This window comes from Paludibacterium denitrificans (assembly GCF_009707705.1).
Classification (GTDB): domain Bacteria; phylum Pseudomonadota; class Gammaproteobacteria; order Burkholderiales; family Chromobacteriaceae; genus Paludibacterium_A; species Paludibacterium_A denitrificans.
Map to the genome: position 1 here is coordinate 265,913 of NZ_WLYX01000001.1, position 26,304 is coordinate 292,216.

Consider the following 26,304-nt stretch of genomic DNA (forward strand, 5'->3'; position numbering starts at 1 on the left):
AGCACCATGAGCACCATGAATCTTGTCATTGTGGGCGCCGCAGGCCGCATGGGCCGCGCCCTGATCGAATCGGTATTGAACACCAGCGGTGTCACCCTGCACGCTGCACTGGAGCGCGCGGGTTCTGAATTTATCGGCCAGGATGCCGGGCTGTTCATTGGCCAGCACACTGGCGTCAAGATCAGTAGTGATTTCGAGCAAGCCCTGCAGGGTGCCGACGCGGTGATCGATTTCACCCGTCCGGAAGGCACCCTCGCTCACATGGCGGCGTGCGTCAAACACAACGTCAAGCTGATCATCGGCACCACCGGGTTTGACGACGCGGGCAAAGCGGCCATCCGTGCCGCTGCTGAAAAAATCGGCATTGTCTTTGCCCCCAACTTCAGCGTGGGCGTCAATCTGAGCTTCAAACTGCTCGATTTGGCTGCGCGCGTTCTGAACGAAGGCTACGACATTGAAATCATCGAAGCGCACCATCGTCATAAAGTGGATGCGCCGTCCGGCACCGCCTTGCGCATGGGCGAAGTGATTGCCGATGCACTGGGCCGCGACCTGAAAGAATGTGCGGTTTATGGCCGCGAAGGCGTAACCGGCGAGCGCGACCCCAACACCATCGGCTTTGCCACCGTGCGGGCCGGCGACGTGGTGGGCGACCACACGGTGCTGTTTGCCACCGGCGGCGAGCGCGTGGAAATCACCCACAAGGCGTCCAGCCGCGCCACGTTCTCCAATGGTGCGGTACGCGCGGCCAAATGGCTGAACGATAAACCCTGCGGCCTGTTTGATATGCAGGACGTACTGGGCTTGCGTTAACCGGTGAGGGCTTCGGCCCTCTACTGCGCCCCTCTTATGCGGACGATCCCGCTCGTTATTGTTCTGACCACGTTGCTGCTGGTCACATCGTTGTTGTCGTTGCTCTCTGGCAGCGAACTTTCCGCCTCATCCGTTCTGTTCAGCCAACCCCGGCCTGCGCTGGAACAAACCCTGCTGCTGCAATTACGTTTACCACGGCTGTTGCTCGCCCTGAGTGCTTAAGGCGCACTACTGGCCACCGCTGGCGCCGCCGTACAGGCCCGTTTCCGCAATCCGTTGGCAGAGCCCGGGCTGGTTGGCATCAACAGTGGCGCGGCGCTGGCTGCGGCGCTGGCCATCCACGCCGGTGGAGGCATGCTGATGGTTTCCTTGGCGGCGTTTGTCGGCGGCATGCTGGCGCTCTGGGGCGTCCGGCTGCTTGGCCGGGCGCATCAAGGCGGATCGCGCCTGATTCTGGCCGGGCTGGCCATCAGCACACTATTGGGCAGCCTGCTGACGCTGCTGATTTCCACCTTGCCGGATGGCTCGTTGCGCACGGTAACCTTCTGGCTCATGGGCAGCTTTGCCAATGCCGACTGGCCAACCACCACGTTATTGCTAGGTGCCATGCCGTTGATCTGGCTGGCGTTATTTCGCCAATGGCGTTTTCTCAATGCCTTGCAGCTAGGAGAAAGCGCTGCGTTTCATCTGGGGTTTGCTGTCCAGCGCGAAGAATGGCGCATTGTGCTGCTGGCTGCGATGGCTGCCGGGCTGGTGGTATCCGGCTGCGGCATGGTGGGGTTTGTCGGCCTGATGGCCCCGCACATTGCGCGCCAACTGGTAGGCGGCGATGCCCGACGCCTGCTGCAAGCCGCCCCGCTGCTCGGCGCCCTGCTCACAGTGCTGGCCGATTGGGCCGCGCACACGTTGCTGGCACCGGCGGAACTGCCGGTAGGCATCATCACCAGTCTGATTGGCGCGCCCTTTTTCCTGTGGCTGCTGCATCGACTTCCTGCCGGAGCGAGCCATGATTAATGTCGAGCACGTCAGTTGGCAGGTGCGTGGCAAAGCCATCGTGCAGGATGTGTCGTTTACAGTCAGACCCGGCCAGGTCACCGTCATTTTGGGGCCAAACGGCGCGGGCAAGAGCAGCCTGCTAGGCTTGGTGTCCGGTTTGATTCGGCCAACCTCCGGGCAGATCTGGCTGGAGGAACAGCCACTGGCCCGCCTCACGCCCGCCAAGTTGGCCGAATACCGTGCGGTGGTGGAACAACACCCTGCCGCCCCGGTGGGCTGGACCACGGCGGAGCTGATTCAGCAAGGCGCGCTGGCAGGCGGTCACGCGCCAGCCAGCGTTACCGACCGGGCGATGGCATTGACCTGTACCACGGAGTTGGCCGAACAGTCGGTACAGACGCTGTCCGGCGGCGAGCGCCAGCGGGCACACATTGCCCGCGCACTTTGCCAGCTCTTGGCATCGCCGCAATCACAGCGTTATTTGCTATTGGATGAACCAACGGCGGCACTGGATTTCGCCATGGCCGATGGTCTGCTGGCGCAAGTGGCGCGCCTTAGTCGTCAATTGCAGATTGGTATCCTTGCGGTGGTGCACGATCTCAATCTGGCGCTGCGCTATGCGGATGAGGTGTTGCTCATGCATAAGGGACGTGCAGTCGGCGTTGGTCCGACGGCAGACATCATGCAAAAACAGCGGCTGGAAGCCATTTACGGTATGCAGTTGGCCGAATTGCACAGCCCGGATGGCAAACTGCGCGCCTTCCTCCCCGCCACAGGCACAGAACCGCTAGCCGCACACTGACCCGCCCGGGCGCTCAACTCAAGGTCAGTTCATTGTGGCGTGTCACTTCAAAACGCTGACGCACGTAACCGTCCTTGTCGACACTTTCCAGCTTGACGTCAAAGCCCCACAAGCGGGCAACATGTTTCAGCACCTCGTTGCTGCTGGCCTCGTCCAGCGGGCGACGATTGTGCATGGTGTGGCGTAGCGTCAGGCTGCGGTCCCCGCGCACGTTCACCGACCAAACCTGAATGTTCGGCTCGCGCGAACCCAGATTGTATTGTTCGGCCAACGTCTGGCGGATATCACGGTAGCCGGTTTCATCATGAATGGCGGCGATTTCCAGCTTGTCCTCATGATCGTCATCGCGAATGGCAAAGAAACGGAAATCGCGGATCAGTTTGGGTGACAAGTACTGGGCAATAAAGCTCTCGTCCTTGAAGTTTTTCATGGCAAAGTCGAGCGACTGGCGCCAGTCGCTACCCGCCAGATCGGGAAACCAGGCGCGATCTTCTGCGGTGGGCGCCTCACAGATGCGCCTGATGTCCTGATACATGGAAAAACCCAGCGCGTAGGGATTGATGCCGTTATACCAGCGCGCCGTGGCCGGGGGCTGCGCCACCACATTGGTGTGGCTTTGCAAGAACTCCATCATGAAGCCGTCTGTCACCAGCCCCTTGTCGTACAGGCGATTGAGAATGGTGTAGTGCCAGAAAGTGGCCCATCCCTCGTTCATTACCTGTGTTTGCCGCTGCGGATAAAAATACTGAGCAATCTTGCGGACGATGCGCACCATTTCACGCTGCCATGGCTCCAGCAGCGGCGCAGATTTTTCGATGAAATACAGCAGATTTTCCTGTGGCTCGGCCGGGAATCGCGCGGTGGCCTGACTGTTATCATCGCGCTCACGCCGCGGAATGGTGCGCCACAGGTCGTTCACCTGCTGTTGCAGATAATGCTCGCGCTCGGCTTGCCGGGCCTGTTCCTGTGCCAACGACAGCTTCTGCGGCCGTTTGTAACGGTCAACGCCGTAATTCATCAGCGCATGGCAGGAATCGAGTAGTTCCTCCACCGCATCAATGCCATAGCGCTCTTCGCACTGGCTGATATAACTCTTGGCGAACACCGGGTAGTCGATAATGGCCGAGGCATCGGTCCGGGTTCGAAACAGGTAATTGCCCTTGAAAAAGCTGTTATGCCCGTACGCGGCGTGCGCGATGACCAGCGCCTGCATGGTCATGGAATTTTCTTCCATCAGATAGGCAATACAGGGGTTGGAGTTGATCACAATTTCATACGCCAACCCCATCTGGCCACGCTTGTAGCTTTTTTCGGTGGACACAAACTGTTTGCCAAAGCTCCAGTGATGGTAATTGACCGGCATGCCCACGGCGGAATAGGCATCCATCATCTGCTCGGCCGAAATCACCTCCAGCTGTACCGGGTAGACATCCAGCTGGTACTCATCCACCGCAATGTGGCGGATCTGGCGGTCGTATTCGTCAAGCAGGTCGAAGGTCCACTCGGACCCGGTGGAGATGGGTGACACGATGCCTTCTCCTTGTAGGAACAAATCGTCAGGCTGCACTGCGACTGCTGGGCTGGCGCTTGAACAGCTCGCGGAACACCGGGTAAATGTCAGCGGCCGACCGAATTTTCTGCATGGCAAAATGCCGGTGACTCTGCGCCACCCGCAGGTACTCGTACCACAGGTTTTGTGGCTCGCCGTCGGTGATTTCTATGTAGGCAAAATACTGGCAATACGGCAGCAATTGCTGCTCCAGCAACTGGCCACAGTTGGCCGAATCGCTATCCCAGTTGTCGCCGTCCGAGGCTTGGGCCGCGTAGATGTTCCATTCGCTGCCGGAATAACGCTGGCGGATGATGTCGCTCATCAGTGACAACGCCGACGACACCACGGTGCCACCGCTTTCGCGTGAGTGAAAAAATCTTCTTCATCCACCTCCACGGCACTGGTGTGATGGCGGATGAACACCAGCTCGATCTTGTCGTAATTACGCTGCAAGAACAGGTACAGCATGATGAAAAAGCGTTTGGCCATGTCTTTCTTCTGCTCGTCCATGGAGCCGGACACATCCATGATGCAGAACATCACCGCCTGACTGGTTGGTTTGGGTTGCTGCACACGGTTGTTGTAGCGCAGATCAAACGGATCAATGAACGGAATGCTGGCCAGCTTCTCGCGCAGCAAATGGATGCGCCGCCGGGTGTTACGCAGCTCGATGCCGGATTCCTCATCGGCTTCCATCAGGGCATCCAGTGCTTCTTCTTCCTCACCCAGCTTGGACAATGTGGGTGCAGCCATGGCCACACGGCGCGCCAAGGCCCCACGCAGTGAACGCACGATATTGATGTTGGCCGGTGTGCCATCGTTGGTATAACCGGCCCGCACCGGCTTGAATTCTTCCACGCCCATCAACTGGGTCTTGATCAGGTTGGGCAAGGCCAGATCTTCGAAGAACACATCCATAAATTCTTCGCGCGACAGTTCAAAGGCAAAATCATCTTCCCCGCCGCCCTGATTGCCTGCCTTACCCTTGCCGCTGCCGCCCGCGCCACCGCCCTGCTGGCGCGGCAAACGGTCGCCACGCACAAACTCCTCATTACCGGGATGCACCTGTTCCCACACCCCACCGGCGCCATGATGAAACACCGGCTCGGCAATATCCTTGACCGGGATGGACACATGCTCGCCGCTGTCCATATCGGTAATGCTGCGCCCCTTGATGGCACGCGACACGGCCTCCTTGATCTGGGCCTTGAAACGGCGCAGGAAACGTTCCCGGTTAACGGCTGATTTATTCTTGCCGTTGAGCCGTCGATCAATGATGTGAGACATGTTCCCCTCGCTTTCAAGCCGCGTAGCCATGGTGAGTAAGCTACCGCTCGTTTCGTGTCTCGCCGTTATGCCACTGCCCAGCCACCAGTTTTCGGCCAACCCTGTGTGACTCCTTGCCGGGGTTGGCCGAAATCCAGCCTTTCAGTTACGACGACTTACGCACCCGCAGATACCATTCGCACAACAGACGCACCTGTTTGGCGGTATAGCCTTTTTCCACCATACGGTTCACGAAGTCCTCGTGCTTCTTGGCATCATCACCACTGGCCTTGGCATTGAACGAAATCACCGGCAACAGCTCTTCCGTATTCGAGAACATCTTTTTCTCAATCACGGTACGCAGTTTTTCATAGCTGGTCCATGCTGGATTCTTGCCACCATTGTTGGCACGCGCACGCAATACAAAGTTGACGATCTCGTTGCGGAAGTCCTTGGGATTGGAAATTCCGGCCGGTTTCTCGATCTTTTCCAGTTCTGCATTCAGCGCGGTACGATCAAATATCTCGCCGGTATCCTGATCGCGATATTCCTGATCCTGAATCCAGTAATCGGCAAACGTGACATAACGGTCGAAAATGTTCTGTCCGTATTCCGAATAGCTTTCCAGATAGGCCGTCTGGATTTCCTTGCCGATAAACTCGACATACTTGGGTGCCAGATATTCCTTCAGGAACGCCAGATACTTTTGCTCCAGCTCCGCCGGGAACTGCTCACGCTCCACCTGTTGCTCCAGCACATACAGCAGATGCACCGGATTGGCCGCGACCTCACTGTGATCAAAGTTGAACACCTTGGACAGAATCTTGTAGGCAAAACGCGTCGATAGCCCGCTCATGCCCTCATCCACGCTTAAGCATAGTCACGGTATTCCTGCAGGGACTTGGCCTTGGGATCGGTATCCTTGAGATTTTCCCCGTCGTAAACCTGCATCTTGCTGAACAGGCTGGAGTTTTCCGGCTCTTTCAGGCGCGACAACACCGCAAACTGCGCCATCATCTTGAGTGTTCCCGGCGCGCACGGCGCGTGCCCCAGCGAGGAATTACGGATCAGCTTGTCGTAAATCTTCACTTCGTCCGACACCCGCAGGCAGTACGGCACCTTGACGATATAAATCCGGTCAAGAAACGCCTCATTGTTCTTGTTGTTCTTGAACTGCTTCCATTCCGATTCGTTGGAGTGCGCCAGGATGATGCCTTCAAACGGAATGGCCCCAAACCCTTCCGTACCCTTGAAGTTGCCTTCCTGTGTGGCCGTCAAGAGCGGATGCAACACCTTGATCGGCGCTTTGAACATTTCCACAAATTCCAGCAACCCCCGGTTAGCCGGGCACAACCCGCCAGAGTAACTGTAGGCATCCGGATCATCCTGCGCGTAGTTTTCCAGCTTGCGGATATCGACCTTGCCCACCAGCGAACTGATGTCCTGATTGTTCTCATCGCCCGGCTCGGTCTTGGCCACGGCCACCTGCCGCAATACCGACGGATAGCGTTTGACTACACGGAACTGGCCGATATCGCCATTGAACTCATGCAAGCGCTTGACCGCCCACGGGCTGGGAATGGTTTTGAGGTAGCGCCGCGGAATACCATATTCCTCTTGCAGAATGGCGCCGTCCTCTTCCACGTTGAACAGGCCAAGAGGAGATTCATTCACCGGGCTGCCTTTCAGGCAGTAGAACGGCACCAGTTCCATCAGCTCCTTGAGCTTTTCCGCGATGGAGGATTTCCCGCCACCGACCGGCCCGAGCAGATAAAGAATTTGCTTCTTCTCTTCCAGACCTTGTGCCGCATGGCGGAAATAGGCCACCACTTGTTCGATCACCTCTTCGGTGCCATAGAACTCGCGGAATGCCGGATAAACCTTGATGATCTTGTTGGAAAAGAGGCGAGACAAGCGCGGATCATGCCGGGTATCCACCAGTTCCGGTTCGCCGATCGCCGCCAGCATGCGCTCGGCGGCCGTGGCATAAGCACCCGGGTCGCGCTTGCACAACTCCAGATACTCCTGAATGGTGTATTCCTCTTCCCGGGTGCGATCGTAACGTGAAGCGTAGTGGCTGAAGATATCCGGGGGCATGGCTCTCTCTCCGGCGGCAGGGGATCAGGCGTCATGCTGGCGCACCAACTTCCCCCATGATGAATTTAGAGTCCTTGTTCCAACTATTGCTCTCTTTTTTTGGGTATAGCACAGCGCGATCAGTGCAAAAGACAAAAGCATGAGAAAATTGAAAAAACCTTCAGCAATCAATGCAAACAATTGAAAAACAAAGGTTTTAATTTTCTTGAAAAGCCGACAGCCAGCGAAGACCGGGGAGAAAAAGAATCAGAATGGCCGAACAAGAACGTTCCGAACCGGATGTTTGCAGCAACGCTCTCAGTTTTTCAGTGTGACAAAACGCGTACCGATTTCATACAACTCACCGCGCTGCACCTCGTTGCAACGCTTCACCTCAACCACTACTTCCAGAGGCTTGCCCGACAGCCCTCCCACGGCCGGAGCCGGGACAATCACCGACAGACGTTCGCCGTACTGGGGCACAAAAGAAGAACGCAGCGCCACGCCATCGACCGACAGATCAACACATTCGCCATAATGCGTTTCGCCGGTGTTCAACGACCGGATACGGGCCTTACAGCCCATGCGGATACGGCGCGAGCCGCGGCGTTCATGATACGGATCAAACGGCGGCACCGGGCAATCTCCCGTCCAGATAGGCGGCCAGCCAATGCAAGCCCACTATCGATTTGCTATCGCAAATTTCACCGGTCAATGCCATCTCCATGGCCCGTTCGATTGGCAACGTCAGCACTTCCAGAAACTCGCCTTCATCCAGTTGCCTTTCGGCCAACGTCAACGCTTCGGCTACGTAATAGCTGATTTTCTCGTTGGAATAACCAATGCAGGGATGGGCGGTTCCCAAGTACACCCAACGGGCCGCGCGATAACCGGTTTCTTCCAGCAACTCACGTCTGGCCGTTTGTTCCGGCGCCTCGTGCGGATCAATCTTGCTTAAAGCAGGAATCTCCACAAACTCGCGTCCAGCCGGGTAACGGTACTGACGCTCCAACACCAATTGCCGATCAGGCGTAATGGCCAGCACCGCCACCGCGCCGGGATGACGGATATATTCGCGACAGGACTCACTGCCATCCGGCAAGGCCACCCGATCCTTATGAACCTTGAGAAAACCACCCTGATACACCAGCCCGGTTTCGAGCGTCGTTTCAACCAGATCCACGTCTTGCCTTTCTTTGTTTCCAAACCCACAGCACATGCCAGCGCCAGCATAGCAGGATCGTCACATAGCCAATCAGCCCCAGCGTAATGCCCAGCGCCAATACCCCCACCAGCAGCGGCTATCCCAATGCCATCAGCCACTGCCCCATCTCCCATAGCCCACTGACCGGATGCGTCCACAACGAAGCGGACAGCGGCGGCAGTTGACCATCCGATGGCACGCTGCCCAGCAACAGCTTACCATAAGCATACGCCAAGTAATACAGCGGCACGAAGGTCAGCGGGTTGGTATAGAGCGTGGTCAGCATGGCCACCGGTAAGTTAACACGCCACCACAAGGCCAGCACAGCTGCTGTCAGCATCTGCGTGGGGCCGGGCATCAAACCGGCAAACAAACCAACCGCCACGGCCATGGCCACCTTGCGCCGGTTCATGGCCCAATAGGCGGGCCGATCCAGCCAGGGAGCCAGCCAACGCAAATAGCGATTCTGAAACAGCTCATGACGTGCAGGTAGATAACGCTGCAAATAACGTCGCAAAGAGGTCATGGCGTTGTCGGCACACCACACCCAGAGCCATGAATCATGATCTGGGGGGTTGTCAAACCCTCCGGAATAATTTAAACATTCGTTTTAATCGGTCGAATGACAGAGATCCAAGCTTTGGATTGGCCTGTCACAGTTCATCACACCGGTCGTAGCACGCATAACAAAACAATACCGACGGGCCAGTACCAGTCGGTCAAAGCCAACACAGGAGAACACCTCATGCCCGCTTACAAAGCCCCATTGCGCGATTTTGATTTTGTCCTGAACGAACTGATCAAGGTGCAGGATATCATCCCTACCCTGCCCGGTTACGAAGAAGCCACACAGGACATTTTCAGCTCTTACCTGCAAGCCGCCGCCGAGTTCTGCGAAAACGAACTGGCTCCACTGAACCGCCAGGGCAGATGAAGAAGGCTGTCATTACGACAATGCCACCAAGACGGTCACCACCCCGCCCGGCTTCAAACAGGCTTACCAACAATATTGCGAGCTGGGTTTTACCGGGCTGGATTGCAACCCGGCCTATGGTGGACAAGGCATGCCCAAGGCGCTGGCGTTTCCGATCATGGAAATGCAAAGTTCGGCCAACGTAGCCTGGTCCATGTATCCCGGCCTGTCGCATGGCGCTTATTCGGCCATTCATGCCCATGGCAGCGACGAACAAAAAGCCACCTATCTGCCCAAGCTGGTATCGGGCGAGTGGACCGGCACCATGTGCCTGACCGAACCGCACTGTGGCACGGATCTGGGGCTGCTCAAGACCCGCGCCGAGCCGAATGACGACGGCAGCTATCGCATCACTGGCACCAAGATTTTTATTTCGGCCGGTGAACACGACCTCTCCGACAACATCATTCATCTGGTGCTGGCTCGCTTGCCGGATGCGCCCAAGGACGTCAAGGGCATCTCGCTGTTCATCGTCCCCAAATTCCATGCCGATGGCCGTCGCAACGGTGTGTACTGCGGCAGCCCTGGAACACAAAATGGGCATCAAGGCCAACGCCACGGCGGTGCTTAACTTCGACGAGGCGCAAGGCTACCTGATCGGTGAAGCCAACAAGGGTCTGGCTTGCATGTTCACCATGATGAACGCCGCGCGGCTGGGCTGTGGCATGCAGGGTCTGGGCATTGGCGAAGCGTCCTATCAGGGCGCACTGGCCTATGCGCGTGACCGCCTGCAAATGCGCGCGCTGGGCGGCGCCAAGTTTCCGGAAAAACCGGCCGACCCGATCATCGTGCATCCGGACGTGCGCCGCATGCTGATGACGCAAAAAGCCTATACCGAAGCCGTGCCCTGACCGCCCTGCTGGCCTTGCAACTGGATATCGAAGAGAAACATCCGGATGCCGAAGCACGCCAGGATGCTGCCGATCTGGTTGCGCTGCTCACACCGGTTGCCAAAGCCTTCATGACCGACAACGGCTACACCGCCGCCAATTTGGGCATGCAGGTGTTCGGTGGACACGGCTTTATCCGCGAATGGGGGATGGAGCAACTGGTGCGTGACTGCCGTATTTCCCAAATCTACGAAGGCACCAACGGCATTCAGGCAATCGACCTGCTCGGTCGCAAAGTGTTGATGGATCAAGGGCAGAAACTGCGCAAGTTCACCAAGCAGATTCACCGCTTCTGTCAGGCACAGGAAGGTAACACTGCGTTGGCCGAATTTATCGGCCCGCTGTCCAAGCTGTTGAAGGAAATCGGTGAAGTGACCATGAGCGTCGGTATGGCTTCGATCCAGAACCGCGATGAAGCTTGCGCCGCCGCCACCGATTATCTGCGTCTACTGGGGCATCTGACCTACGCCCTGGCTGTGGGCACGCATGGCGGAAGTGGCCTACGCCAAACTGGATCAAGGCGATGCCGCGTTCTATCAGGCCAAGATCACCACTGCGCGCTTCTACTTTGCCAAGCTGCTGCCAGAAGTCGAGGCACTCAAAGTCAGCATCAAGTCTGGTGCCAAGCCACTGATGGAACTGGCCGACGAGCATTTTGCCTTCTGACCTAACGCTTACTCTCCCTTGCAACACGGCCGCCATGCGGCCGTTTTTTTTGCAAAGGCTTGGCGCTTGTGACTACAAAACACACGAAAAAATGTCAAACGCGTATTTTTTTACGCGCTAACGCAATTTCGCTATAAAGTTTTATAAAAAAATATCGAAGAATAGTCATTACCCTGCCACTACCGGCCGTAGGAGACAATATGTCAACGTCCCGCCCCGTGGAGCCTCTGCTTGCCACGCAGAGCATCAACCCGGTGCATAGCAGCACGGGCATTGCGGCTGAACAGGCCAAGATTGCCTATTCGCGCCGGGCGCGACAGCCACTGCCGCACAATGGTCTGGCACAAGGCTCCGATGTTTCCATTACGGCTGGTGAGCAATCGCTGTTATTGCTGCTGCATACCACGCTGGACCGTATCAACGATGTATTGACGCCGGAGATGGGTAGCATCCATCTGCATCCAGAACCAGACAGTGAGGCCACCCCCGGTGCCGTGGCTTCGCAGATCATCCGCCTGACCACACGGCTCTATCCGGTGTACGCCGAACGCCATATCGGCCCTCCGCCTTACCGGCAGGCGGAACGATTCATGACGCTGGTACGGAATGGACTTGATCAGGGATTTGATGAGGCACGCGACATCCTGCGAAGGCTGCAGGTGCTGCAAGATGCAGTGGAGAAGGACTTACACGCCTGCTACCAACAGATACAACTGGGGTTCGAGAAGTTTCTGGCAGGCAAGGCCAAAACCTGAAGTCGACATGATCAGGGCCGATCATCAGGCCACTACAAGAAAAAAGCCCCTACCATCAGAACTGACGGTAGGGGCTTTTTAACGAAGTTACGGCGAGATCAGCTCAGCTGACCGCAGCACGCCTTGTATTTTTTACCGCTGCCGCACGGGCACGGATCATTTCGGCCAACCTTGTCACCGTCACGGCGTACCGTGCTGGGAGCGTTTTCCTTGGCGCGCCAGTAGTGATGCACGGCAACCAAGGCATCCGGCAGATCGGCCTTGTAATTTTCGATTTCCAAATCGGTGAAGGTCATCAGATCTTCACCCTCTTCTTCTTCGAACATGCCGCCCAGCACCAACATCGGCATCATCAGTTCTTCGAAGCCTTCATCTTCGGCTTCTTCAAACCAGTCGGTATTGACCACATCCAGCGCGTACAGATACGCGTTGCACCACGGCCAGTAATCGGCTTCGTCGCTATCGCTGTCATCATCGGCGTAGAGAATGAAGTCCAGCTCATCGCCAGCGGCCAGTACGCCAGCGGTCACGTTATAGAGTTTTTGCAGCAAGGCCTGCAGTTCTTCTTCGTCAGCCGGATTGGCAAAATCCGGCGCATCACCCAGCACTTCCGGCAACCACTGCTCAACGGTTACTGCATCCGGCCCGCTGGCCAGCGCCGCGAAGAAACCCTGCACCTCGTCCGGGCGCATGGTACTGCCGCTAGCGGACAGTGGAGTTAGCAGTTGTTCGAGACGAGCCAGGTCGGCGTCATTGAATACGATGTCAGTCATTTGGGTATCCTCGCGGTGGAGAAGGTTTTGGCCGCATTGTATCGAAAAAGCCCCGGCAAGCGGGGCTTTTACACATTTGGTTGCAATTCAGGCCGTCGCGGCCTCCGAGATGCCGAGCTTTTCCTTCATCTGCTGGCGCATGAGGAACTTCTGGATCTTGCCCGTGACCGTCATCGGAAAACTGTCGACAAATTCGATATAGCGCGGAATCTTGTAATGCGCTATCTGCCCTTGGCAAAATCCGCGAATCTCCTCGGCCGTGGCCGTCACGCCGTCGCGCAGCTTGATCCAGGCGCACAGCTCTTCGCCCAGCCACTCATCCGGTACGCCGATGACTTGCACGTCCTGAATCTTGGGATGGGAGTAGAGAAACTCCTCGATTTCGCGCGGGTACACATTCTCGCCCCCCCGGATCACCATGTCTTTGACGCGGCCGACGATGTTGCAATAACCCTCTTCGTCCAGCGTGGCAAGATCACCGGTGTGCATCCAGCCTGCGGCGTCAATGGCATCGCGGGTGCGTGCCTCGTCGCCCCAATAGCCAAGCATGACGGAATAACCACGGGTCAGCAGTTCACCTGTTTCGCCACGCGGCACCACGCGCCCTTCGCTGTCGACAATCTTGACCTCGACATGCGGATGAATCAGGCCCACGGTGGATACCTTGCGTTCCACCGGCGTATCGGTATGGCTCTGGAAGCTCGCCGGGCTGGTTTCGGTCATGCCGTAGGTAATGGTGACTTCACGCATGTGCATGGTTTCTACCACACGCTTCATGACTTCGATCGGGCACGGGCTGCCCGCCATGATGCCGGTGCGCAGCGACGACAGATCAAACTGGGCAAATTGCGGGTGGTCGAGCATGGAAATAAACATGGTCGGCACGCCATGCAGGGCGGTACAACGTTCTTCCGCCACCGTCTGCAGTACCGCCAGCGCGTCGAAGCTTTCTGCCGGGAACACCATGGTGGCACCGTGAGTCATGCAGGCCAGATTACCCAGCACCATGCCAAAGCAGTGATATAGCGGCACAGGGATGCACAGGCGGTCGCCCGGCAACAGCTTCATGGTTTCGCCCACAAAAAAGCCGTTGTTGAGAATGTTGTGGTGGCTGAGGGTGGCGCCTTTCGGGTGGCCGGTGGTGCCGGAGGTAAACTGCAGGTTGACCGGGTCGTCAAACTGCAACTGTTGTCCCCGTTGCGCCGGGCGTGCCGCTCGGCTGGCGTCGGCTCGCTTAACAGCGCAGCGAAATTCAGCATGCCGGGGCTGGCGGCTTCCCCCATGCGAATCACGATCTGCAAATGCGGTACCACGCCGGAGCGCAGTTGCCCGGCCGGGCATTCGGCCAACTCCGGCACCAGCTCGTTAAGGATGTCGATATAGTTGCTGCTCTTGAAACGCGGCGACAACACCAGCGCGCGGCAGCTGACCTTGTTGAGCGCATATTCCAGTTCCGCCTTGCGATAGGCCGGGTTGAGGTTGACCAGCACCAACCCGGCCTTGGCGGTGGCAAACTGCATCAACACCCACTCGGTATTGTTTTGCGACCACAAACCGATGCGCTCGCCGGGCTGCAAGCCCAGTCGCATCAGGCTGCAGGCCAAGCGAGTCACCTGCTCGCCCAGTTCGGCATATGTCCAGCGGATGGACTGGTGGCGAACCACCAGCGCTTCGTATGAGGCAAAGCGCTGGCAGGCTTCGTCAAAAAACTGGCCGATGGTCTGACCCAGCAATGGCTGGGCACTGGCGCCATGTACATAGCTTGCTCGCGTCATGGTGTGACTTCCCTCCTTATGGCGCGGGGATCTCCCGCTTGGTTTTACCGCATTAGCACACAACAAACATGTTACGTAAACGTAATTTGAAAATCTGCATGAAGGCTCGTGGGAAAAACGCTACAATCTTCAAAAAAAGGAACCTTGAGCATGGATGACAAAGAACACTTCACCATTTCCGAGCTGGCCAGCGAATGCGATGTCACCTTGCGCACCATCCGTTTTTACGAAGAGCAAGGTTTGATCGAACCGCAACGTGCCGGTCGTCAGCGCGTTTTTACCCGTCGCGATCGCGCCCGTCTGAAGCTGATTTTGCGCGGCAAGCGTATTGGCCTGAGCTTGTCGGATATCCGCGAAATCCTCGACATGTACGAACTGGCGCGGGATGAAGCCAGCCAGTCGCTCAAATTGCTGAACCTGCTGGTGGCACGGCGCAAGCAACTGGAGCAGCAGCGACAGGATATCGAAGCGGTACTGGCCGAAATCGACACACTGGAAACGCATTGCCGCCGGGTAATCGACCAGATGACCGCCCGAACCTGACCCCTGCCCGGCTTGCCGGGTATTTTTTTATCACGCTATTGACGTTTACGTAAACGTAATTCAACATACATAAAAACGGCGACGAGGTAAAGCTTCCACACACAACATCGGCACACCTCGCCACGGCCATACCCGCCTACTTCTGGAGGAGACAACATCATGTATAGCAGCCTGCGTTTTGGTTTGGGTGATACCTACGATATGCTGCGCGCCAGCGTGCGCCATTTTGCCGACAGCGAAATCGCGCCACGCGCCGCCGACATCGACCGCGACAACCTGTTTCCGGCCGATCTGTGGAAGAAACTGGGCGAACTGGGCCTGCTGGGCATTACCGTGAGCGAGGAATACGGCGGTGCCAACATGGGGTATCTCGCACACATGATTGCCATGGAAGAACTCAGCCGCGCTTCGGCCGCCGTCGCCCTGTCTTATGGCGCCCACTCCAATCTGTGTGTCAACCAGATCAACAAGAACGGCACCCCGGCCCAGAAACGGAAATACCTGCCCAAGCTGCTTTCCGGCGAGCACATCGGTGCGCTGGCCATGTCGGAGCCGAATGCCGGTTCGGACGTGGTTAGCATGAAGCTGCGCGCCGACAAGCGCGGCGACGTGTACGTGCTCAATGGCAGCAAGATGTGGATCACCAACGGCGGTGACGCCGACACGCTGGTGGTCTATGCCAAGACCGACATCAACGCCGGGCCGCGTGGCATTACCGCCTTTATCATCGAAAAAGGTTTTGCTTCAGCCACGGCAGCAAGCTGGACAAGCTGGGCATGCGCGGCTCCAACACTTACCCGATTTTCTTTGACGATTGCGAAGTACCGGCCGAGAACGTACTGGGCGGCGAAGGCAACGGGGTGAAAGTGTTGATGAGCGGGCTGGATTACGAGCGCGCGGTACTGTCCGCCGGGCCGCTGGGCATCATGCAGGCATGCATGGATGTGGTGGTGCCGTATCTGAATGAGCGCCGTCAGTTCGGCCAACCTATCGGCGACTTTCAGCTGATGCAGGGCAAGCTGGCCGACATGTACGTCAAGCTGTCTGCCAGCCGTGCGTATGTGTATGCCGTGGGCCAGTCGCTGGACCGGGGCGAGGAAGGCCGTCACACGCGCAAGGATGCGGCTGGGGCGATTCTGTATGCCGCAGAAAACGCCACCCAGATGGCACTGGATGCGATTCAGTGTCTGGGCGGCAATGGCTACATCAACGAGTACCCCACCGGCCGCTTGCTGCGCGATGCCAAGCTGTACGAGATTGGTGCTTAGCACCAGCGAAATCCGCCGCTGGCTGATTGGTCGGGAATTAATGGCAGAAACCCGTTAAGCGGCGCGGCCTGCCCGCCCACCGGGCAGGCTCCCCTGTTCTTCCGACCACGACTCACGCCGGACTCACATCATGCCGATCATAGAATCCAAACTGTCTGCCCGCGCGGCAGACTTTCAAGCCAACGCCGAGAAAATGCGTGGATTGGTCGCCGACCTGCAGCAGAAAGTGGCCCAAGCGGCACTGGGCGGCGGCGACAAGGCGCGCGAAAAGCACGTGGCCCGCGGCAAACTGCTGCCTCGCGAGCGCATCGACCTGCTGCTCGACCCCGGTTCGCCGTTTCTGGAGCTATCACAACTGGCAGCTTTTGGCCTGTATAACGACGAAGCGCCGGGGGCCAGCCTGATTTGCGGCATCGGTCGCATTGCCAACGTGGACTGCCTGATTATTGCCAACGATGCCACGGTAAAAGGCGGCACGTATTACCCGATGACGGTCAAGAAGCATCTGCGCGCGCAGGAAATTGCCCGCGAAAACCGTCTGCCCTGTGTCTATCTGGTGGATTCCGGCGGAGCGTTCCTGCCGTTGCAGGACGAGGTTTTCCCGGACAAGGAGCACTTTGGCCGCATTTTTTACAATCAGGCCAATCTGTCAGCCGCCGGGATTCCGCAAATTGCCGTGGTGATGGGCAGCTGCACCGCTGGCGGCGCCTATGTTAAGCCATGAGCGATGAAACCGTTATCGTGAAAGAACAAGGCACCATTTTCCTTGGCGGCCCGCCGCTGGTGAAGGCAGCGACCGGCGAGGTGGTATCGGCCGAGGAGCTGGGCGGCGGCGATGTGCACACCCGCATCTCCGGCGTGGCCGACCATCTGGCACAAAACGATGCCCATGCACTGGGCATTGCCCGTCGCATCGTGTCCGACCTCAACTGGAAAAAACAGGGCGAGCTGGACCGCTCCGCGCCGCTGCCACCGCGCTATGCGCCGGAAGAGATTTACGGCGTGATTCCGGCTGATCCGAAAAAACCGTTTGACGTGCGCGAGATCATCGCCCGGCTGGTGGACGATTCCGACTTCGACGAATTCAAGCAAAACTACGGCACCACGCTGGTTACCGGCTTTGCCCGCCTCAACGGCTACCGCGTCGGCATCATCGCCAACAACGGCATTTTGTTTTCCGAATCGGCGCTCAAGGGCGCGCACTTTGTCGAACTGTGCTGCCAGCGCGGCATTCCGCTCATCTTCCTGCAGAACATCACCGGTTTCATGGTCGGCAAGAAATACGAAAACGGCGGCATTGCCAAGGATGGCGCCAAGCTGGTGACGGCAGTGGCCTGTGCCCGCGTGCCCAAGTTTACCGTGCTGATCGGCGGCAGTTTTGGCGCTGGCAACTACGGCATGTGCGGCCGCGCCTACAGCCCGCGCTTTTTGTGGATGTGGCCCAACGCCCGCATTTCCGTCATGGGCGGCGAACAGGCCATAGGCGTGCTGGCACAGGTGAAAAAAGAACAGGTGGGCGCAGCGTTTACGCCGGAGCAAGAAGAAGCACTCAAGGCACCGGTACGTGAGCAGTACGAACGTCAGGGCCACCCCTACTACGCCAGCGCACGACTGTGGGATGACGGGGTAATCGACCCGGCACAAACGCGCGAGGTACTGAGCCCGGAGGCTGCCCTCTCCGCCCCGATCGAATCCACCCGCTTTGGCGTGTTCCGCATGTAACGGGGAATGACCATGACCGCGTATACCACCCCGGAAATCGAATACCAAGACTACGTCGCCACGGTATGGATGAACCGTCCGGCGCTGCACAACGCCATGAACGAGGCGCTGATTGCCGAGTTGACCCACGCCGTGAGCACACTGAATGACGACACCAGCGTGCGCGTCATCGTGCTGGCCGGGCGCGGCAAGAGCTTCAGTGCTTAAGCGCTGATCTGGACTGGATGCGCCGCGCTGCCGGGTATAGCCAGACGGAAAACCCTGGCGGACGCCCAAAGGTTGGCCGAAATGCTGGCCACGCTCTATCGCAGCAAGAAACCGCTGATCGGCCGTATCCACGGCCCGGCCATGGCGGCACCGGGCTGACGGCGGTGTGCGATGTCGCCATCGCCACCGATGCCGCACGGTTTGCCCTGACCGAAGTCCGGCTGGGGCTGATTCCCGCCACCATCGGACCGTACGTGGCCGATGCCATCGGCCCGCGCCAGGCGCGGCGTTACTTCCTGTCGGCCGAACGCATGGACGCGGCCACCGCCGCGCGCCTCGGTCTGGTACATGAGGTGGTGCTTAAGCCGACCAGCTCGACCCGTGCATTGCCAACCTGGCGGCCGAACTCTCCAAAGGCGGCCCGCAGGCACTGGCGGCCAGCAAGGATTTGCTGGCCCGCCTGCGCCAAGGCTCGCCGTGGGATGACACACTGCTGGCCGACACCGCCCAACGCATTGCGGCCATTCGCGCCACCGACGAGGCCCGCGAAGGCTTGGCCGCGTTCTTCGAAAAACGCCCGGCAAACTGGTTGGAGAACTGAACATGTTTCACAAAATCCTGATCGCCAATCGCGGTGAAATCGCTTGCCGCATCATCAAGACGGCCCGAGCGCTGGGTATTCGCACCGTGGCGGTCTATTCCGATGCCGATGCCACGGCACGCTTTGTCAAACTGGCCGATGAAGCCTACCGTCTGGGCCCGGCCCCCGCCACCGAGTCTTATCTCAAGGCCGAGCGGATTCTGGCCATTGCCAAACAGTCCGGGGCGCAGGCGATCCATCCGGGCTATGGCTTTCTGTCAGAAAACGCCGATTTTGCCGCGGCCTGCGCCGGGGCCGGTCTGGTGTTCATCGGCCCGCTTACCAGTGCCATTGCCGCCATGGGGAGCAAATCGGCCGCCAAGGCGTTGATGGAGCAAGCGCACGTGCCGCTGGTGCCCGGCTACCACGGCGACAATCAGGACGCGGACTTCCTGCTGGCGCAGGCTGATGCCATCAGCTACCCGGTCTTGATCAAGGCCAGCGTCGCCGGCGGCGGCAAAGGCATGCGCATTGTCGATAGCCATGACGCGTTTCTGCTTAGCGCTGGCATCGTGCCAACGCGAGGCCCGGGCCAGCTTTGGCGATGACAAAGTGCTGGTGGAAAAATATCTGGCGCGTTCACGCCACGTGGAAATTCAGGTATTTGCCGATCGGCATGGCGGTGCGGTCTACCTGTTCGAGCGCGACTGCTCGGTGCAACGCCGCCATCAAAAGGTGCTGGAAGAAGCACCGGCACCGCATTTGCCGGTAGCCACCCGGGAAGCCATGGGAGAAGCCGCCGTCGCCGCCGCGCGGGCGGTGGGCTACGTTGGCGCGGGGACGGTGGAATTCATCATGGATGTGGACAGCGGCCAGTTCTACTTCATGGAAATGAATACCCGCCTGCAGGTGGAGCACCCGGTGACCGAAATGATCACCGGCCAGGATCTGGTGGACTGGCAGCTGAAGGTCGCCAGCGGGCAGGCGTTGCCGCTGACGCAGCAACAATTGCGTATCCATGGCCATGCCATTGAAGCCCGGCTGTACGCCGAAGATCCGGACAAAGGCTTCTTAGGCCACCGGTACGCTGGTTCATCTGCAGCCGCCACAGGAATCGGCCCATGTACGGGTGGATACCGGCGTGGGTCAGGGCGACAGCATCAGCCCGTTCTACGACCCGATGATTGCCAAGCTGATTGTCTGGGGCGAAACCCGCGAAGCCGCACTGCGGCAACTAGACACCGCGCTGGCCGCTTATCAGGTGGTCGGCGTCACTACCAACATTCCGTTCTTGCTCCGCATCGTACAACATCCGAGCTTTGCCAGCGGCGAAGTGGATACCGGCCTGATCGCCCGTTATCAGGAGCAATTGTTGCCGCCACCGGCAACCCCAGTAACCAGCAACTGGCGCTGCTGGGGTTGGCCGAACTGCTGGCGGCACGCCCGGCTGACGACAGCCATGCCTTTGCCGCGCTGCAAGGCTGGCGTCTGAATGGCGCGCAGGAACGGCGTATCACCTTTTGCCATGACAGCCAGCCGCTGGAGGTGCGCCTGCGTCAGCGTGCAGGTGGCTACGAGATTCAGGTCAATGGCCAACCACTCACGGCTCAGGCCAGCCTGCAGGGCGATACCCTTTCGGCCAACCTTGATGGCCAGCAGATTATCGCCACGGTAGTCCGTCATGGCCTGCAACGCGTGTTGTTTGTGGGTGGCGAGCGGCTGGCCGTGGACTGGGTTGACCCCTACGCCGTGAGCGAAAGCAGCGTTCATGGCGAAACCCATCTCAAGGCGCCGATGCCGGGGCGCGTGGTGGCGCTGGTTGCCGCTGCCGGGGCCAGCGTCAGCAAGGGCGCGCCGTTATTGATCGTGGAGGCAATGAAGATGGAACACACCGTTACCGCGCCAGCCGATGGCGTGGTCAAAGCGTTCTACTTTGCCCGTTAAGCGAGCAAGTTAACGACGGCGACGAACTGGTGGACTTCGAAGCGGCATAGCCGTGGCCGTGCACGCGGACACCTTGGGGGAAAACAACATGCAAGAACACATCACCATCGTGGAAGTCGGTCCACGCGACGGCTTGCAGAACGAACAACAACCAATCAGCACCGCCACCAAGCTGGAGCTGATCCAACGGCTGGCAGCCAGCGGCCTCACCCACATCGAGGCTGGCGCCTTTGTTTCGCCCAAGTGGGTGCCACAAATGGCGGATTCGGCCAACGTGCTGCGCGCCTTGCCACAGGACGGCGCGGTGGCGTATCCGGTGCTGGTACCCAATGAGCAGGGGCTGGACGCGGCGCTGGCCGCCGGGGCGCGCGAGATTGCCATCTTCGCCGCCGCCAGCGAAAGTTTCAGCCAGCGAAACATCCATGCCAGCATTGCCGAAAGCCTCCGGCGCTTTGAACCGGTCTGCGCCCGCGCCCTGGCGGAGGGAATCAAGGTGCGCGGCTATGTTTCCTGCGTGGTCGGCTGCCCGTATGAGGGCGCCATCGCTCCTGCACAGGTGGCACAAGTCGCCCGCGCCTTGCATGACATGGGCTGCTATGAAATCTCGCTGGGCGATACCGTGGGGGTGGGCACCCCCAATACCGTGCTGACCATGCTGGACGCCGTTAGCTTACAGGTACCCGTGGCGCAGTTGGCCGGGCATTTTCACGATACCTACGGCATGGCCATTGCCAATGTCTACGCCAGTCTCAGGGCCGGGCTGCGCACCTTTGACGCCTCGGTGGCCGGGCTGGGTGGCTGCCCGTATGCCCGTGGAGCTTCGGGCAATGTCGCCACCGAAGACGTGGTCTACCTGTTGCATGGACTGGGCTACCATACCGGCATTGATCTGACCCGGCTTACCGACACCGCCCAGTTCATCGCCCATGCACTGGGCCGGGAGCCCGCCTCACACCGGCCCGCGCCCTGAGCGCCGCCTGCCACTAAATCAGGAGAGATTTGATGTCGACACACGATCAGCCACTCTGGCAACCGTCTGCCGCCCGGCTGGCCAGCTCGCACCTGACCGCCTTTAGCCATCTGGCGCAAACCGCTTTCGGCCAACCTTTTCCTGACTATCACTCGCTGTGGCAGGCCAGCATCGACCAGCCGGGACGTTTCTGGAGGCTAGTGTGGGACTACTGCCGGGTGATCGGTGACAAAGGCGAGACTACGCTGCAAGACGGCGACAGCATGCTGAACGCCCGCTTCTTCCCCGAAGCCAGCCTCAACTATGCAGAAAACCTGCTGCGCCGCGACGACGACAGCACGGCCGTGGTGTTCTGGGGAGAAGACCGGCAACGCCAGCATTTAAGCCACCGACAACTGCACGCGCTGGTGTCGCGCCTGCAACAGGCGATGCAGGCCAACGGCGTGCGTAGCGGGGACCGGGTTGCCGGTTTCATGCCCAACCTGCCGGAAACACTGGCCGCCATGCTGGCTGCCACCAGTCTGGGCGCTGTCTGGACCAGTTGCTCGCCCGATTTTGGCAGCGACGGCGCCATCGACCGTTTTGGCCAGACCACCCCCAGCCTGCTGTTCTGCCCCGACGGCTACTGGTACAACGGCAAGCGCATTGCCATCCGTGACAAGATCGAAGCACTGGCCAACGGCCTGCCGTCGGTACAGAAGGTAATCGTCGTCCCGTATCTGGGCGAAGCGGAACAGGTGGCCGACGGCATTGCCAAGGCCACGACACTGGCCGATTTTCTGCAACCGTTTAGCCCGCAACCGCTACGGTTCGAACGGGTCGCGTTCAATCATCCGCTGTTCATCCTCTACTCCAGCGGCACCACCGGCCAGCCCAAGTGCATCGTGCACGGCCATGGCGGCACGCTGTTGCAGCATCTGAAAGAACACCAGCTCCACGCCGACATACACCATGGCGACCGCCTGTTTTACTTCACCACCTGTGGCTGGATGATGTGGAACTGGCTGGTATCCGGGCTGGCCAGCGGCGCCACCCTGCTGCTGTACGACGGCTCGCCGTTTGCCGCCCATGGCCGTGTACTGTGGGACTATGCCAAGGCCGAACACTGCAGCCACTTTGGCACCTCGGCCAAATATCTGGATGAATTGCGCAAGCTGCCGCTGGAACCGGCCCGCCACTATCAACTGGCGCCGCTACGCGCGGTGTTCTCCACCGGCTCACCGCTGGCGGCGGAGAGTTTCGACTGGGTGTACCAGCACATCAAGGCCAATATCAATCTGGCCTCCATCTCCGGCGGTACCGATATCGTGTCGTGCTTCGCGCTGGGCTGCGCCAACCTGCCGGTCTACCGGGGCGAGTTGCAATGCCGCGGGCTGGGCATGGCGGTGGATGTGGTGGACGAGCAAGGCCGCCCGCTGCGTGGCGAAAAAGGCGAACTGATCTGCCGCTTAAGCCGTTTCCGTCCATGCCGGTCGGCTTCTGGAACGATCCGGATGGCAGCAAATACCGGCAGGCCTACTTCAGCCGCTTTGCCAATACCGGTGCCACGGCGATTACGCCGAACTGACCGATCACGACGGCCTGATCATCCATGGCCGCTCCGATGCGGTGCTCAACCCCGGCGGCGTGCGTATCGGCACGGCGGAAATCTACCGCCAGGTTGAAACCTTCGAGGCGATTCAGGAAAGCCCTGGCCGTGGGACAACGCTGGCAAGACGACGAGCGCGTGGTGTTGTTTGTCAAACTGCGCGGTGGCGCGCAACTGGACGATGGCCTGCAGCAACAGCTACGCGAACGCATCCGCCGTGGCGCCAGCCCGCGCCATGTCTTAAGCACGCATCGTTGCCGTGGCCGACATTCCCAAAACCCTCAGCGGCAAAATCGTGGAACTGGCGGTGAAAAAAGTGATCCATGGCGAAGCGGTGAACAATGTCAGCGCGCTGGCCAACCCGGAAGCACTACAGCTGTTTGCCAACCTGCCGGAACTGCAACACTGAAGCGTAAAGGTTGGCCGAAAGACAGCGCTACCAACATGGATGACGCGGTGTTCGGCCAACCTTTATGATCGGAGTGATCTGCCATCACTCCGAGATTCCCGCCATGCAACGTTCTGCTGCCCTCACCCCGCTCTCACGCGAGCACCACACCGCGCTTTCGCTGGCGCAACAGGCGCGCAAGGTGGCAGATGATGCGGCGCCCGCCGTGGTACAGACGATGGCCGAGCGCGTCAGGGCGCGCTTCGAGTGCGACTTGCAACCGCATTTTGATGAAGAAGAACGCTGGCTGCTGCCAGCGCTACAACGGGTCGGCCAGCAAGAACTGGTGGCACGCACGCTTGGCGAACATCGGCAACTGCAGCAGTTGGCCGAACGCCTGAGCCAACCCGAGGTGACGCTGCTGCACGACTTTGCCGAACTGCTGATCGCCCACGTGCGCTTTGAAGAGCGTGAGCTGTTTCCCTGTGCCGAACGCTATGCGGAAATACTGGCGGCCGCGCCACAGCCGCCAGTATCAGAGGATACCGACTAAGTCCTCACGACGCAGGCTTGGGGCTTGGTGCCTGACGGCGGAACACACCAAACAATTCGTTTTTCTCCCGCGGCCGCGCCCCTTGCCACACCATCACCCAGCCCGGTTCGGCCAACCCGTCCTCACGCGAACGGACAATCAACCGATAGTCACACGGGCTGTTTTGCCCCCGCTCGAACGTCGTCAGCTCCATGTGGCCGTAGTAACTCCAGCTGATCAAGGCCATCCTGTTATCGCGCTCGGTCGCCAGACAGCGCATGCCAGCCTACCGGCCGCCAGCATGCTTTCCACTACCGGACGATAGCTCTTGGCTGCATCCAGCCAAGGGAGCCACAAGGTCAAGCCCAAACCCCAGAACAGCGTGACCCCGGCGGCCCAGTTGGTGATTGCCTGCTTCCCCGCAAATGCTTGCGCGTAACGGCCCACAGCCACACCAGAGTCGCTACCAGCGCACACAAGGCCGCCAGCACCGAAACATGCGGCACGTAATATGGGCTGAAATAACGCGCCCGGCCAGCCAGCTGTGCTTAAGCCAGCCAAAGTTCATCGCCGCCCAGCCAGCCCAGATCAGCAGGCCAAAAAAGCCAAACGTCATCAGCCCGAACCAGTTGAGAAACGCCGCCGCGCCACGCCGTAACTGGTCCAGCTCCACCGCCGCCAGCACCGACAGCGGCAACAGCAGCGGCATGGCGTATTCCGGCGACTGCCGGTCAGAAAAGGTCAACAAGATCAGAATCACCGCAAAGAACATCAGCGGCAGCTGCAACACCGGCTGGTCATAGCGGCGGTTGCGGTACAAGGTCCAGCTTACCAACGGCCAGGCTGGCCGGGCGTACCACAGCGAGGTAACGGAGTAATAACCAAAATCGTGGAACATCGTCACATGGCCAAAGCCATTGAGCGGCCCCAGCGCATGCTCCGACCACCACAGCTGAAACGCCGCCGGATATTTGTCGGCCAACTCCAGCGGCCAGATCAGCGCCACCGGCACCGCCAGCAACAATGCCAGCAGCACGGTAATCAGATAATGCTTGCCCCGCCAGTGCGCTAAACGCTGGCAACAGCAACACCACCGCCCATAGCAAGGTCAGCTCCAGCAGACTGGAACTGAGAAAAATCACCACCGATGCCGCGCCAAGAATCGCCCCGGCCAAACCAGGAAAACGCAAGGTCAGCGACAACGCATAAAACGCCGCGGCAAAACCGGCAAAGCAGGCCACTACCGGGGTTAATTGGTGGCCGGTGGTAATCAGGCCGATGCAACCTATCATCAGCATCACCACGCTACGACCATAGCGGCGGCCGATCAGATCTCGCCCGGTCATGCCCGCCAGCGTCAGTGTCAGCGCCATGAACAAGGGCGTTGCCAGCCGGGCGGCATCATGCGCCTAAAGCAACAACCACGGGCTGAACACCTTGACCAGCGCCGCCGCCACCCAGTAATACAGCGGCGGCCACTCCAGATAGGGCGCACCGTGGATGGCTTAAAGGCAGCCAGTTGCCGCTACGCACCATGCCATCCACCACCGCCATCACATACGGCTCATCGGGTTTCCATGGGTCGTGACCGATAATGCCGGGCCAGAGCCAGACAAAACACAGCAACAGCAGCAACCACGGTTTTTCCGTGGGCTTGGGAAGGGCGTCGACATGAGGCGAATAAGTCAGCATCAATACGGTTTCTGGCGGTAACGAAGGTGGCTAAGTGTAATGCAGCAAGGCCGTGGCAGGCATGAAAAAAGGCAGCCGTGGCTGCCTTTTTTTGCAAACTTTCTTGAGCGGATTAGCGCTTGAAGAAGCTGCCGAACTTCTGGTTGAAGCGGTCCACACGGTAAGCTGGTATCAACAATCTTCTGTTTACCGGTGTAGAACGGGTGGCACTTGGAGCACACTTCCACGTGGAAGGTTTCTTTACCCAGAGTGGACTTGGTGACGAATTCGTTACCGCAAGAGCAGTTGATTTTAACTTCGGTGTAAGCCGGATGAATGTCAGCGCGCAT

The 26,304-nt window shown here is 59.1% G+C and carries 31 protein-coding genes and 5 pseudogenes; 22 read left to right on the forward strand and 14 right to left on the reverse strand.

Annotated elements, in window-relative coordinates; translation table 11 throughout:
- The first annotated feature begins 6 nt into the window (after positions 1–6).
- Genes dapB through GKE73_RS01910 form a run of 4 tightly spaced genes read left to right on the forward strand, consistent with a single transcriptional unit; the run spans position 7 to position 2,611 of the window.
- On the forward strand, positions 7–813 hold the full coding sequence (gene dapB, locus GKE73_RS01895) for a 4-hydroxy-tetrahydrodipicolinate reductase (protein ID WP_230368872.1): 807 nt from the start codon (positions 7–9) through the stop codon (positions 811–813).
- Between the two features lie 36 nt (positions 814–849).
- Positions 850–1,035, forward strand: coding sequence for a hypothetical protein (locus tag GKE73_RS01900; RefSeq protein WP_230368873.1), 186 nt, complete (start codon positions 850–852; stop codon positions 1,033–1,035).
- Between the two features lie 9 nt (positions 1,036–1,044).
- Positions 1,045–1,827: a FecCD family ABC transporter permease gene (locus tag GKE73_RS01905; protein WP_280955073.1), complete on the forward strand. Its 783-nt coding sequence runs from the start codon at positions 1,045–1,047 to the stop codon at positions 1,825–1,827.
- Positions 1,820–2,611 (forward strand): ABC transporter ATP-binding protein, encoded by a 792-nt coding sequence (locus GKE73_RS01910; protein ID WP_230368875.1) that lies wholly within the window; start codon positions 1,820–1,822, stop codon positions 2,609–2,611. Before GKE73_RS01905 ends, GKE73_RS01910 begins: the two co-directional genes overlap by 8 nt.
- A gap of 13 nt (positions 2,612–2,624) precedes the next feature.
- On the opposite strand, the gene GKE73_RS01915 is transcribed toward GKE73_RS01910, so the two are convergent.
- The 6 genes and pseudogenes from GKE73_RS01915 to GKE73_RS01945 form a co-directional block, all read right to left on the reverse strand.
- Positions 2,625–4,139, reverse strand: a complete 1,515-nt coding sequence (locus GKE73_RS01915; protein WP_230368876.1) for a SpoVR family protein — start codon at positions 4,137–4,139, stop codon at positions 2,625–2,627.
- Between the two features lie 28 nt (positions 4,140–4,167).
- A pseudogene (locus GKE73_RS01925) lies at positions 4,168–5,480 on the reverse strand (YeaH/YhbH family protein).
- A gap of 115 nt (positions 5,481–5,595) precedes the next feature.
- A pseudogene (locus GKE73_RS01930) lies at positions 5,596–7,526 on the reverse strand (PrkA family serine protein kinase).
- Between the two features lie 297 nt (positions 7,527–7,823).
- Complete coding sequence (locus tag GKE73_RS01935) at positions 7,824–8,141, reverse strand: PilZ domain-containing protein (RefSeq protein ID WP_230368879.1); 318 nt, start codon at positions 8,139–8,141, stop codon at positions 7,824–7,826.
- Positions 8,128–8,688, reverse strand: a complete 561-nt coding sequence (locus GKE73_RS01940) for an NUDIX domain-containing protein (protein WP_230368880.1) — start codon at positions 8,686–8,688, stop codon at positions 8,128–8,130. The genes GKE73_RS01935 and GKE73_RS01940 overlap by 14 nt, the downstream gene beginning before the upstream one ends.
- A 118-nt stretch (positions 8,689–8,806) precedes the next feature.
- A complete protein-coding gene (locus GKE73_RS01945; RefSeq protein WP_230368881.1) occupies positions 8,807–9,256 on the reverse strand; it encodes a DUF2062 domain-containing protein in 450 nt (149 codons plus the stop codon).
- A 198-nt stretch (positions 9,257–9,454) separates the two neighbouring features.
- On the opposite strand from GKE73_RS01945, the gene GKE73_RS22110 reads away from it, so the two are divergent.
- The 5 genes from GKE73_RS22110 to GKE73_RS01955 all read left to right on the forward strand — a co-directional run bounded on the left by GKE73_RS22110 (position 9,455) and on the right by GKE73_RS01955 (position 11,993).
- Positions 9,455–9,643, forward strand: coding sequence for an acyl-CoA dehydrogenase N-terminal domain-containing protein (locus GKE73_RS22110; protein WP_280954689.1), 189 nt, complete (start codon positions 9,455–9,457; stop codon positions 9,641–9,643).
- 97 nt (positions 9,644–9,740) lie between these two features.
- A complete protein-coding gene (locus tag GKE73_RS22115) occupies positions 9,741–10,253 on the forward strand; it encodes an acyl-CoA dehydrogenase family protein (RefSeq protein ID WP_280955076.1) in 513 nt (170 codons plus the stop codon).
- Positions 10,219–10,533, forward strand: a complete 315-nt coding sequence (locus GKE73_RS22120) for an acyl-CoA dehydrogenase family protein (RefSeq protein WP_280954690.1) — start codon at positions 10,219–10,221, stop codon at positions 10,531–10,533. The genes GKE73_RS22115 and GKE73_RS22120 overlap by 35 nt, the downstream gene beginning before the upstream one ends.
- Positions 10,534–10,547: 14 nt before the next feature.
- Entirely contained in the window at positions 10,548–11,243 is a 696-nt protein-coding gene (locus tag GKE73_RS26385; protein WP_446686320.1) for an acyl-CoA dehydrogenase family protein, read from the forward strand.
- 195 nt (positions 11,244–11,438) lie between these two features.
- Positions 11,439–11,993: a DUF5610 domain-containing protein gene (locus GKE73_RS01955; RefSeq protein WP_230368882.1), complete on the forward strand. Its 555-nt coding sequence runs from the start codon at positions 11,439–11,441 to the stop codon at positions 11,991–11,993.
- Positions 11,994–12,091: 98 nt separating this feature from the next.
- Here GKE73_RS01955 and GKE73_RS01960 read toward each other — a convergent pair whose 3' ends face one another.
- From GKE73_RS01960 to GKE73_RS22135, 3 genes are all read right to left on the reverse strand, one after another.
- Positions 12,092–12,766, reverse strand: a complete 675-nt coding sequence (locus GKE73_RS01960) for a UPF0149 family protein (RefSeq protein WP_230368883.1) — start codon at positions 12,764–12,766, stop codon at positions 12,092–12,094.
- A gap of 87 nt (positions 12,767–12,853) precedes the next feature.
- On the reverse strand, positions 12,854–13,927 hold the full coding sequence (locus GKE73_RS01965; RefSeq protein WP_280955078.1) for an AMP-binding protein: 1,074 nt from the start codon (positions 13,925–13,927) through the stop codon (positions 12,854–12,856).
- A complete protein-coding gene (locus tag GKE73_RS22135) occupies positions 13,831–14,541 on the reverse strand; it encodes an AMP-binding protein (protein WP_280954691.1) in 711 nt (236 codons plus the stop codon). The genes GKE73_RS01965 and GKE73_RS22135 overlap by 97 nt, the downstream gene beginning before the upstream one ends.
- Positions 14,542–14,691: 150 nt before the next feature.
- On the opposite strand from GKE73_RS22135, the gene GKE73_RS01975 reads away from it, so the two are divergent.
- The 13 genes and pseudogenes from GKE73_RS01975 (at position 14,692) to GKE73_RS02030 (ending at position 24,304) form a co-directional block, all read left to right on the forward strand.
- Positions 14,692–15,084 (forward strand): MerR family transcriptional regulator, encoded by a 393-nt coding sequence (locus GKE73_RS01975; protein ID WP_230368884.1) that lies wholly within the window; start codon positions 14,692–14,694, stop codon positions 15,082–15,084.
- Positions 15,085–15,243: 159 nt separating this feature from the next.
- Entirely contained in the window at positions 15,244–15,948 is a 705-nt protein-coding gene (locus GKE73_RS26390) for an acyl-CoA dehydrogenase family protein (RefSeq protein WP_280954692.1), read from the forward strand.
- Positions 15,861–16,352: an acyl-CoA dehydrogenase family protein gene (locus tag GKE73_RS26395; RefSeq protein ID WP_280954693.1), complete on the forward strand. Its 492-nt coding sequence runs from the start codon at positions 15,861–15,863 to the stop codon at positions 16,350–16,352. The genes GKE73_RS26390 and GKE73_RS26395 overlap by 88 nt, the downstream gene beginning before the upstream one ends.
- Before the next feature lie 130 nt (positions 16,353–16,482).
- Positions 16,483–18,074, forward strand: a pseudogene (locus GKE73_RS24480) (carboxyl transferase domain-containing protein).
- A gap of 12 nt (positions 18,075–18,086) precedes the next feature.
- Positions 18,087–18,281 (forward strand): enoyl-CoA hydratase-related protein, encoded by a 195-nt coding sequence (locus tag GKE73_RS22160; RefSeq protein ID WP_280954696.1) that lies wholly within the window; start codon positions 18,087–18,089, stop codon positions 18,279–18,281.
- Positions 18,282–18,298: 17 nt separating this feature from the next.
- Positions 18,299–18,580, forward strand: a pseudogene (locus GKE73_RS01990) (enoyl-CoA hydratase-related protein); the annotation flags it as partial.
- 149 nt (positions 18,581–18,729) lie between these two features.
- A complete protein-coding gene (locus GKE73_RS01995; RefSeq protein ID WP_230371544.1) occupies positions 18,730–18,882 on the forward strand; it encodes a hypothetical protein in 153 nt (50 codons plus the stop codon).
- Between the two features lie 2 nt (positions 18,883–18,884).
- Complete coding sequence (locus tag GKE73_RS22165) at positions 18,885–19,469, forward strand: biotin carboxylase N-terminal domain-containing protein (protein WP_280954697.1); 585 nt, start codon at positions 18,885–18,887, stop codon at positions 19,467–19,469.
- On the forward strand, positions 19,393–20,805 hold the full coding sequence (locus GKE73_RS26400; protein ID WP_446686321.1) for an ATP-binding protein: 1,413 nt from the start codon (positions 19,393–19,395) through the stop codon (positions 20,803–20,805). Before GKE73_RS22165 ends, GKE73_RS26400 begins: the two co-directional genes overlap by 77 nt.
- 58 nt (positions 20,806–20,863) lie before the next feature.
- Complete coding sequence (locus GKE73_RS02015) at positions 20,864–21,775, forward strand: hydroxymethylglutaryl-CoA lyase (protein WP_312854338.1); 912 nt, start codon at positions 20,864–20,866, stop codon at positions 21,773–21,775.
- A gap of 32 nt (positions 21,776–21,807) precedes the next feature.
- Positions 21,808–23,439 carry an acetoacetate--CoA ligase gene (locus tag GKE73_RS02020; RefSeq protein ID WP_230368885.1) on the forward strand — a complete coding sequence of 544 codons (1,632 nt, stop codon included), beginning with the start codon at positions 21,808–21,810 and terminating at the stop codon, positions 23,437–23,439.
- A 183-nt stretch (positions 23,440–23,622) separates the two neighbouring features.
- Positions 23,623–23,772: a hypothetical protein gene (locus GKE73_RS02025; RefSeq protein ID WP_230368886.1), complete on the forward strand. Its 150-nt coding sequence runs from the start codon at positions 23,623–23,625 to the stop codon at positions 23,770–23,772.
- Positions 23,773–23,875: 103 nt separating this feature from the next.
- A complete protein-coding gene (locus tag GKE73_RS02030) occupies positions 23,876–24,304 on the forward strand; it encodes a hemerythrin domain-containing protein (protein WP_230368887.1) in 429 nt (142 codons plus the stop codon).
- A 4-nt stretch (positions 24,305–24,308) separates the two neighbouring features.
- On the opposite strand, the gene GKE73_RS02035 is transcribed toward GKE73_RS02030, so the two are convergent.
- The 5 genes and pseudogenes from GKE73_RS02035 to rpmE all read right to left on the reverse strand — a co-directional run bounded on the left by GKE73_RS02035 (position 24,309) and on the right by rpmE (position 26,304).
- Entirely contained in the window at positions 24,309–24,563 is a 255-nt protein-coding gene (locus GKE73_RS02035; RefSeq protein ID WP_230368888.1) for a hypothetical protein, read from the reverse strand.
- A gap of 183 nt (positions 24,564–24,746) precedes the next feature.
- Positions 24,747–25,103 (reverse strand): hypothetical protein, encoded by a 357-nt coding sequence (locus tag GKE73_RS02040; protein ID WP_230368889.1) that lies wholly within the window; start codon positions 25,101–25,103, stop codon positions 24,747–24,749.
- Positions 25,081–25,656, reverse strand: coding sequence for a hypothetical protein (locus GKE73_RS02045; protein ID WP_230368890.1), 576 nt, complete (start codon positions 25,654–25,656; stop codon positions 25,081–25,083). The genes GKE73_RS02040 and GKE73_RS02045 overlap by 23 nt, the downstream gene beginning before the upstream one ends.
- A gap of 28 nt (positions 25,657–25,684) precedes the next feature.
- Positions 25,685–25,975: a hypothetical protein gene (locus GKE73_RS02050; RefSeq protein ID WP_230368891.1), complete on the reverse strand. Its 291-nt coding sequence runs from the start codon at positions 25,973–25,975 to the stop codon at positions 25,685–25,687.
- 112 nt (positions 25,976–26,087) lie between these two features.
- Positions 26,088–26,304, reverse strand: a pseudogene (gene rpmE / locus GKE73_RS02055) (50S ribosomal protein L31).

Excerpts from the sequence above, each read along its gene's own strand:
- GKE73_RS01900 (WP_230368873.1), top strand. The coding sequence starts at position 850 with ATGCGGACGATCCCGCTCGTTATTGTTCTGACCACGTTGCTGCTGGTC.
- GKE73_RS02045 (WP_230368890.1), bottom strand. The coding sequence starts at position 25,656 with ATGGCGCTGACACTGACGCTGGCGGGCATGACCGGGCGAGATCTGATC.
- GKE73_RS26395 (WP_280954693.1), top strand. The coding sequence starts at position 15,861 with ATGCGCGGCTCCAACACTTACCCGATTTTCTTTGACGATTGCGAAGTA.
- GKE73_RS22165 (WP_280954697.1), top strand. The coding sequence starts at position 18,885 with ATGTTTCACAAAATCCTGATCGCCAATCGCGGTGAAATCGCTTGCCGC.
- GKE73_RS22160 (WP_280954696.1), top strand. The coding sequence starts at position 18,087 with ATGACCGCGTATACCACCCCGGAAATCGAATACCAAGACTACGTCGCC.
- GKE73_RS02035 (WP_230368888.1), bottom strand. The coding sequence starts at position 24,563 with ATGCGCTGTCTGGCGACCGAGCGCGATAACAGGATGGCCTTGATCAGC.
- GKE73_RS22135 (WP_280954691.1), bottom strand. The coding sequence starts at position 14,541 with ATGACGCGAGCAAGCTATGTACATGGCGCCAGTGCCCAGCCATTGCTG.
- GKE73_RS22110 (WP_280954689.1), top strand. The coding sequence starts at position 9,455 with ATGCCCGCTTACAAAGCCCCATTGCGCGATTTTGATTTTGTCCTGAAC.
- GKE73_RS02020 (WP_230368885.1), top strand. The coding sequence starts at position 21,808 with ATGTCGACACACGATCAGCCACTCTGGCAACCGTCTGCCGCCCGGCTG.
- dapB (WP_230368872.1), top strand. The coding sequence starts at position 7 with ATGAGCACCATGAATCTTGTCATTGTGGGCGCCGCAGGCCGCATGGGC.
- GKE73_RS01960 (WP_230368883.1), bottom strand. The coding sequence starts at position 12,766 with ATGACTGACATCGTATTCAATGACGCCGACCTGGCTCGTCTCGAACAA.
- GKE73_RS26390 (WP_280954692.1), top strand. The coding sequence starts at position 15,244 with ATGTATAGCAGCCTGCGTTTTGGTTTGGGTGATACCTACGATATGCTG.
- GKE73_RS02050 (WP_230368891.1), bottom strand. The coding sequence starts at position 25,975 with ATGCTGACTTATTCGCCTCATGTCGACGCCCTTCCCAAGCCCACGGAA.
- GKE73_RS02030 (WP_230368887.1), top strand. The coding sequence starts at position 23,876 with ATGCAACGTTCTGCTGCCCTCACCCCGCTCTCACGCGAGCACCACACC.
- GKE73_RS22120 (WP_280954690.1), top strand. The coding sequence starts at position 10,219 with ATGGGCATCAAGGCCAACGCCACGGCGGTGCTTAACTTCGACGAGGCG.
- GKE73_RS01910 (WP_230368875.1), top strand. The coding sequence starts at position 1,820 with ATGATTAATGTCGAGCACGTCAGTTGGCAGGTGCGTGGCAAAGCCATC.
- GKE73_RS01955 (WP_230368882.1), top strand. The coding sequence starts at position 11,439 with ATGTCAACGTCCCGCCCCGTGGAGCCTCTGCTTGCCACGCAGAGCATC.
- GKE73_RS01975 (WP_230368884.1), top strand. The coding sequence starts at position 14,692 with ATGGATGACAAAGAACACTTCACCATTTCCGAGCTGGCCAGCGAATGC.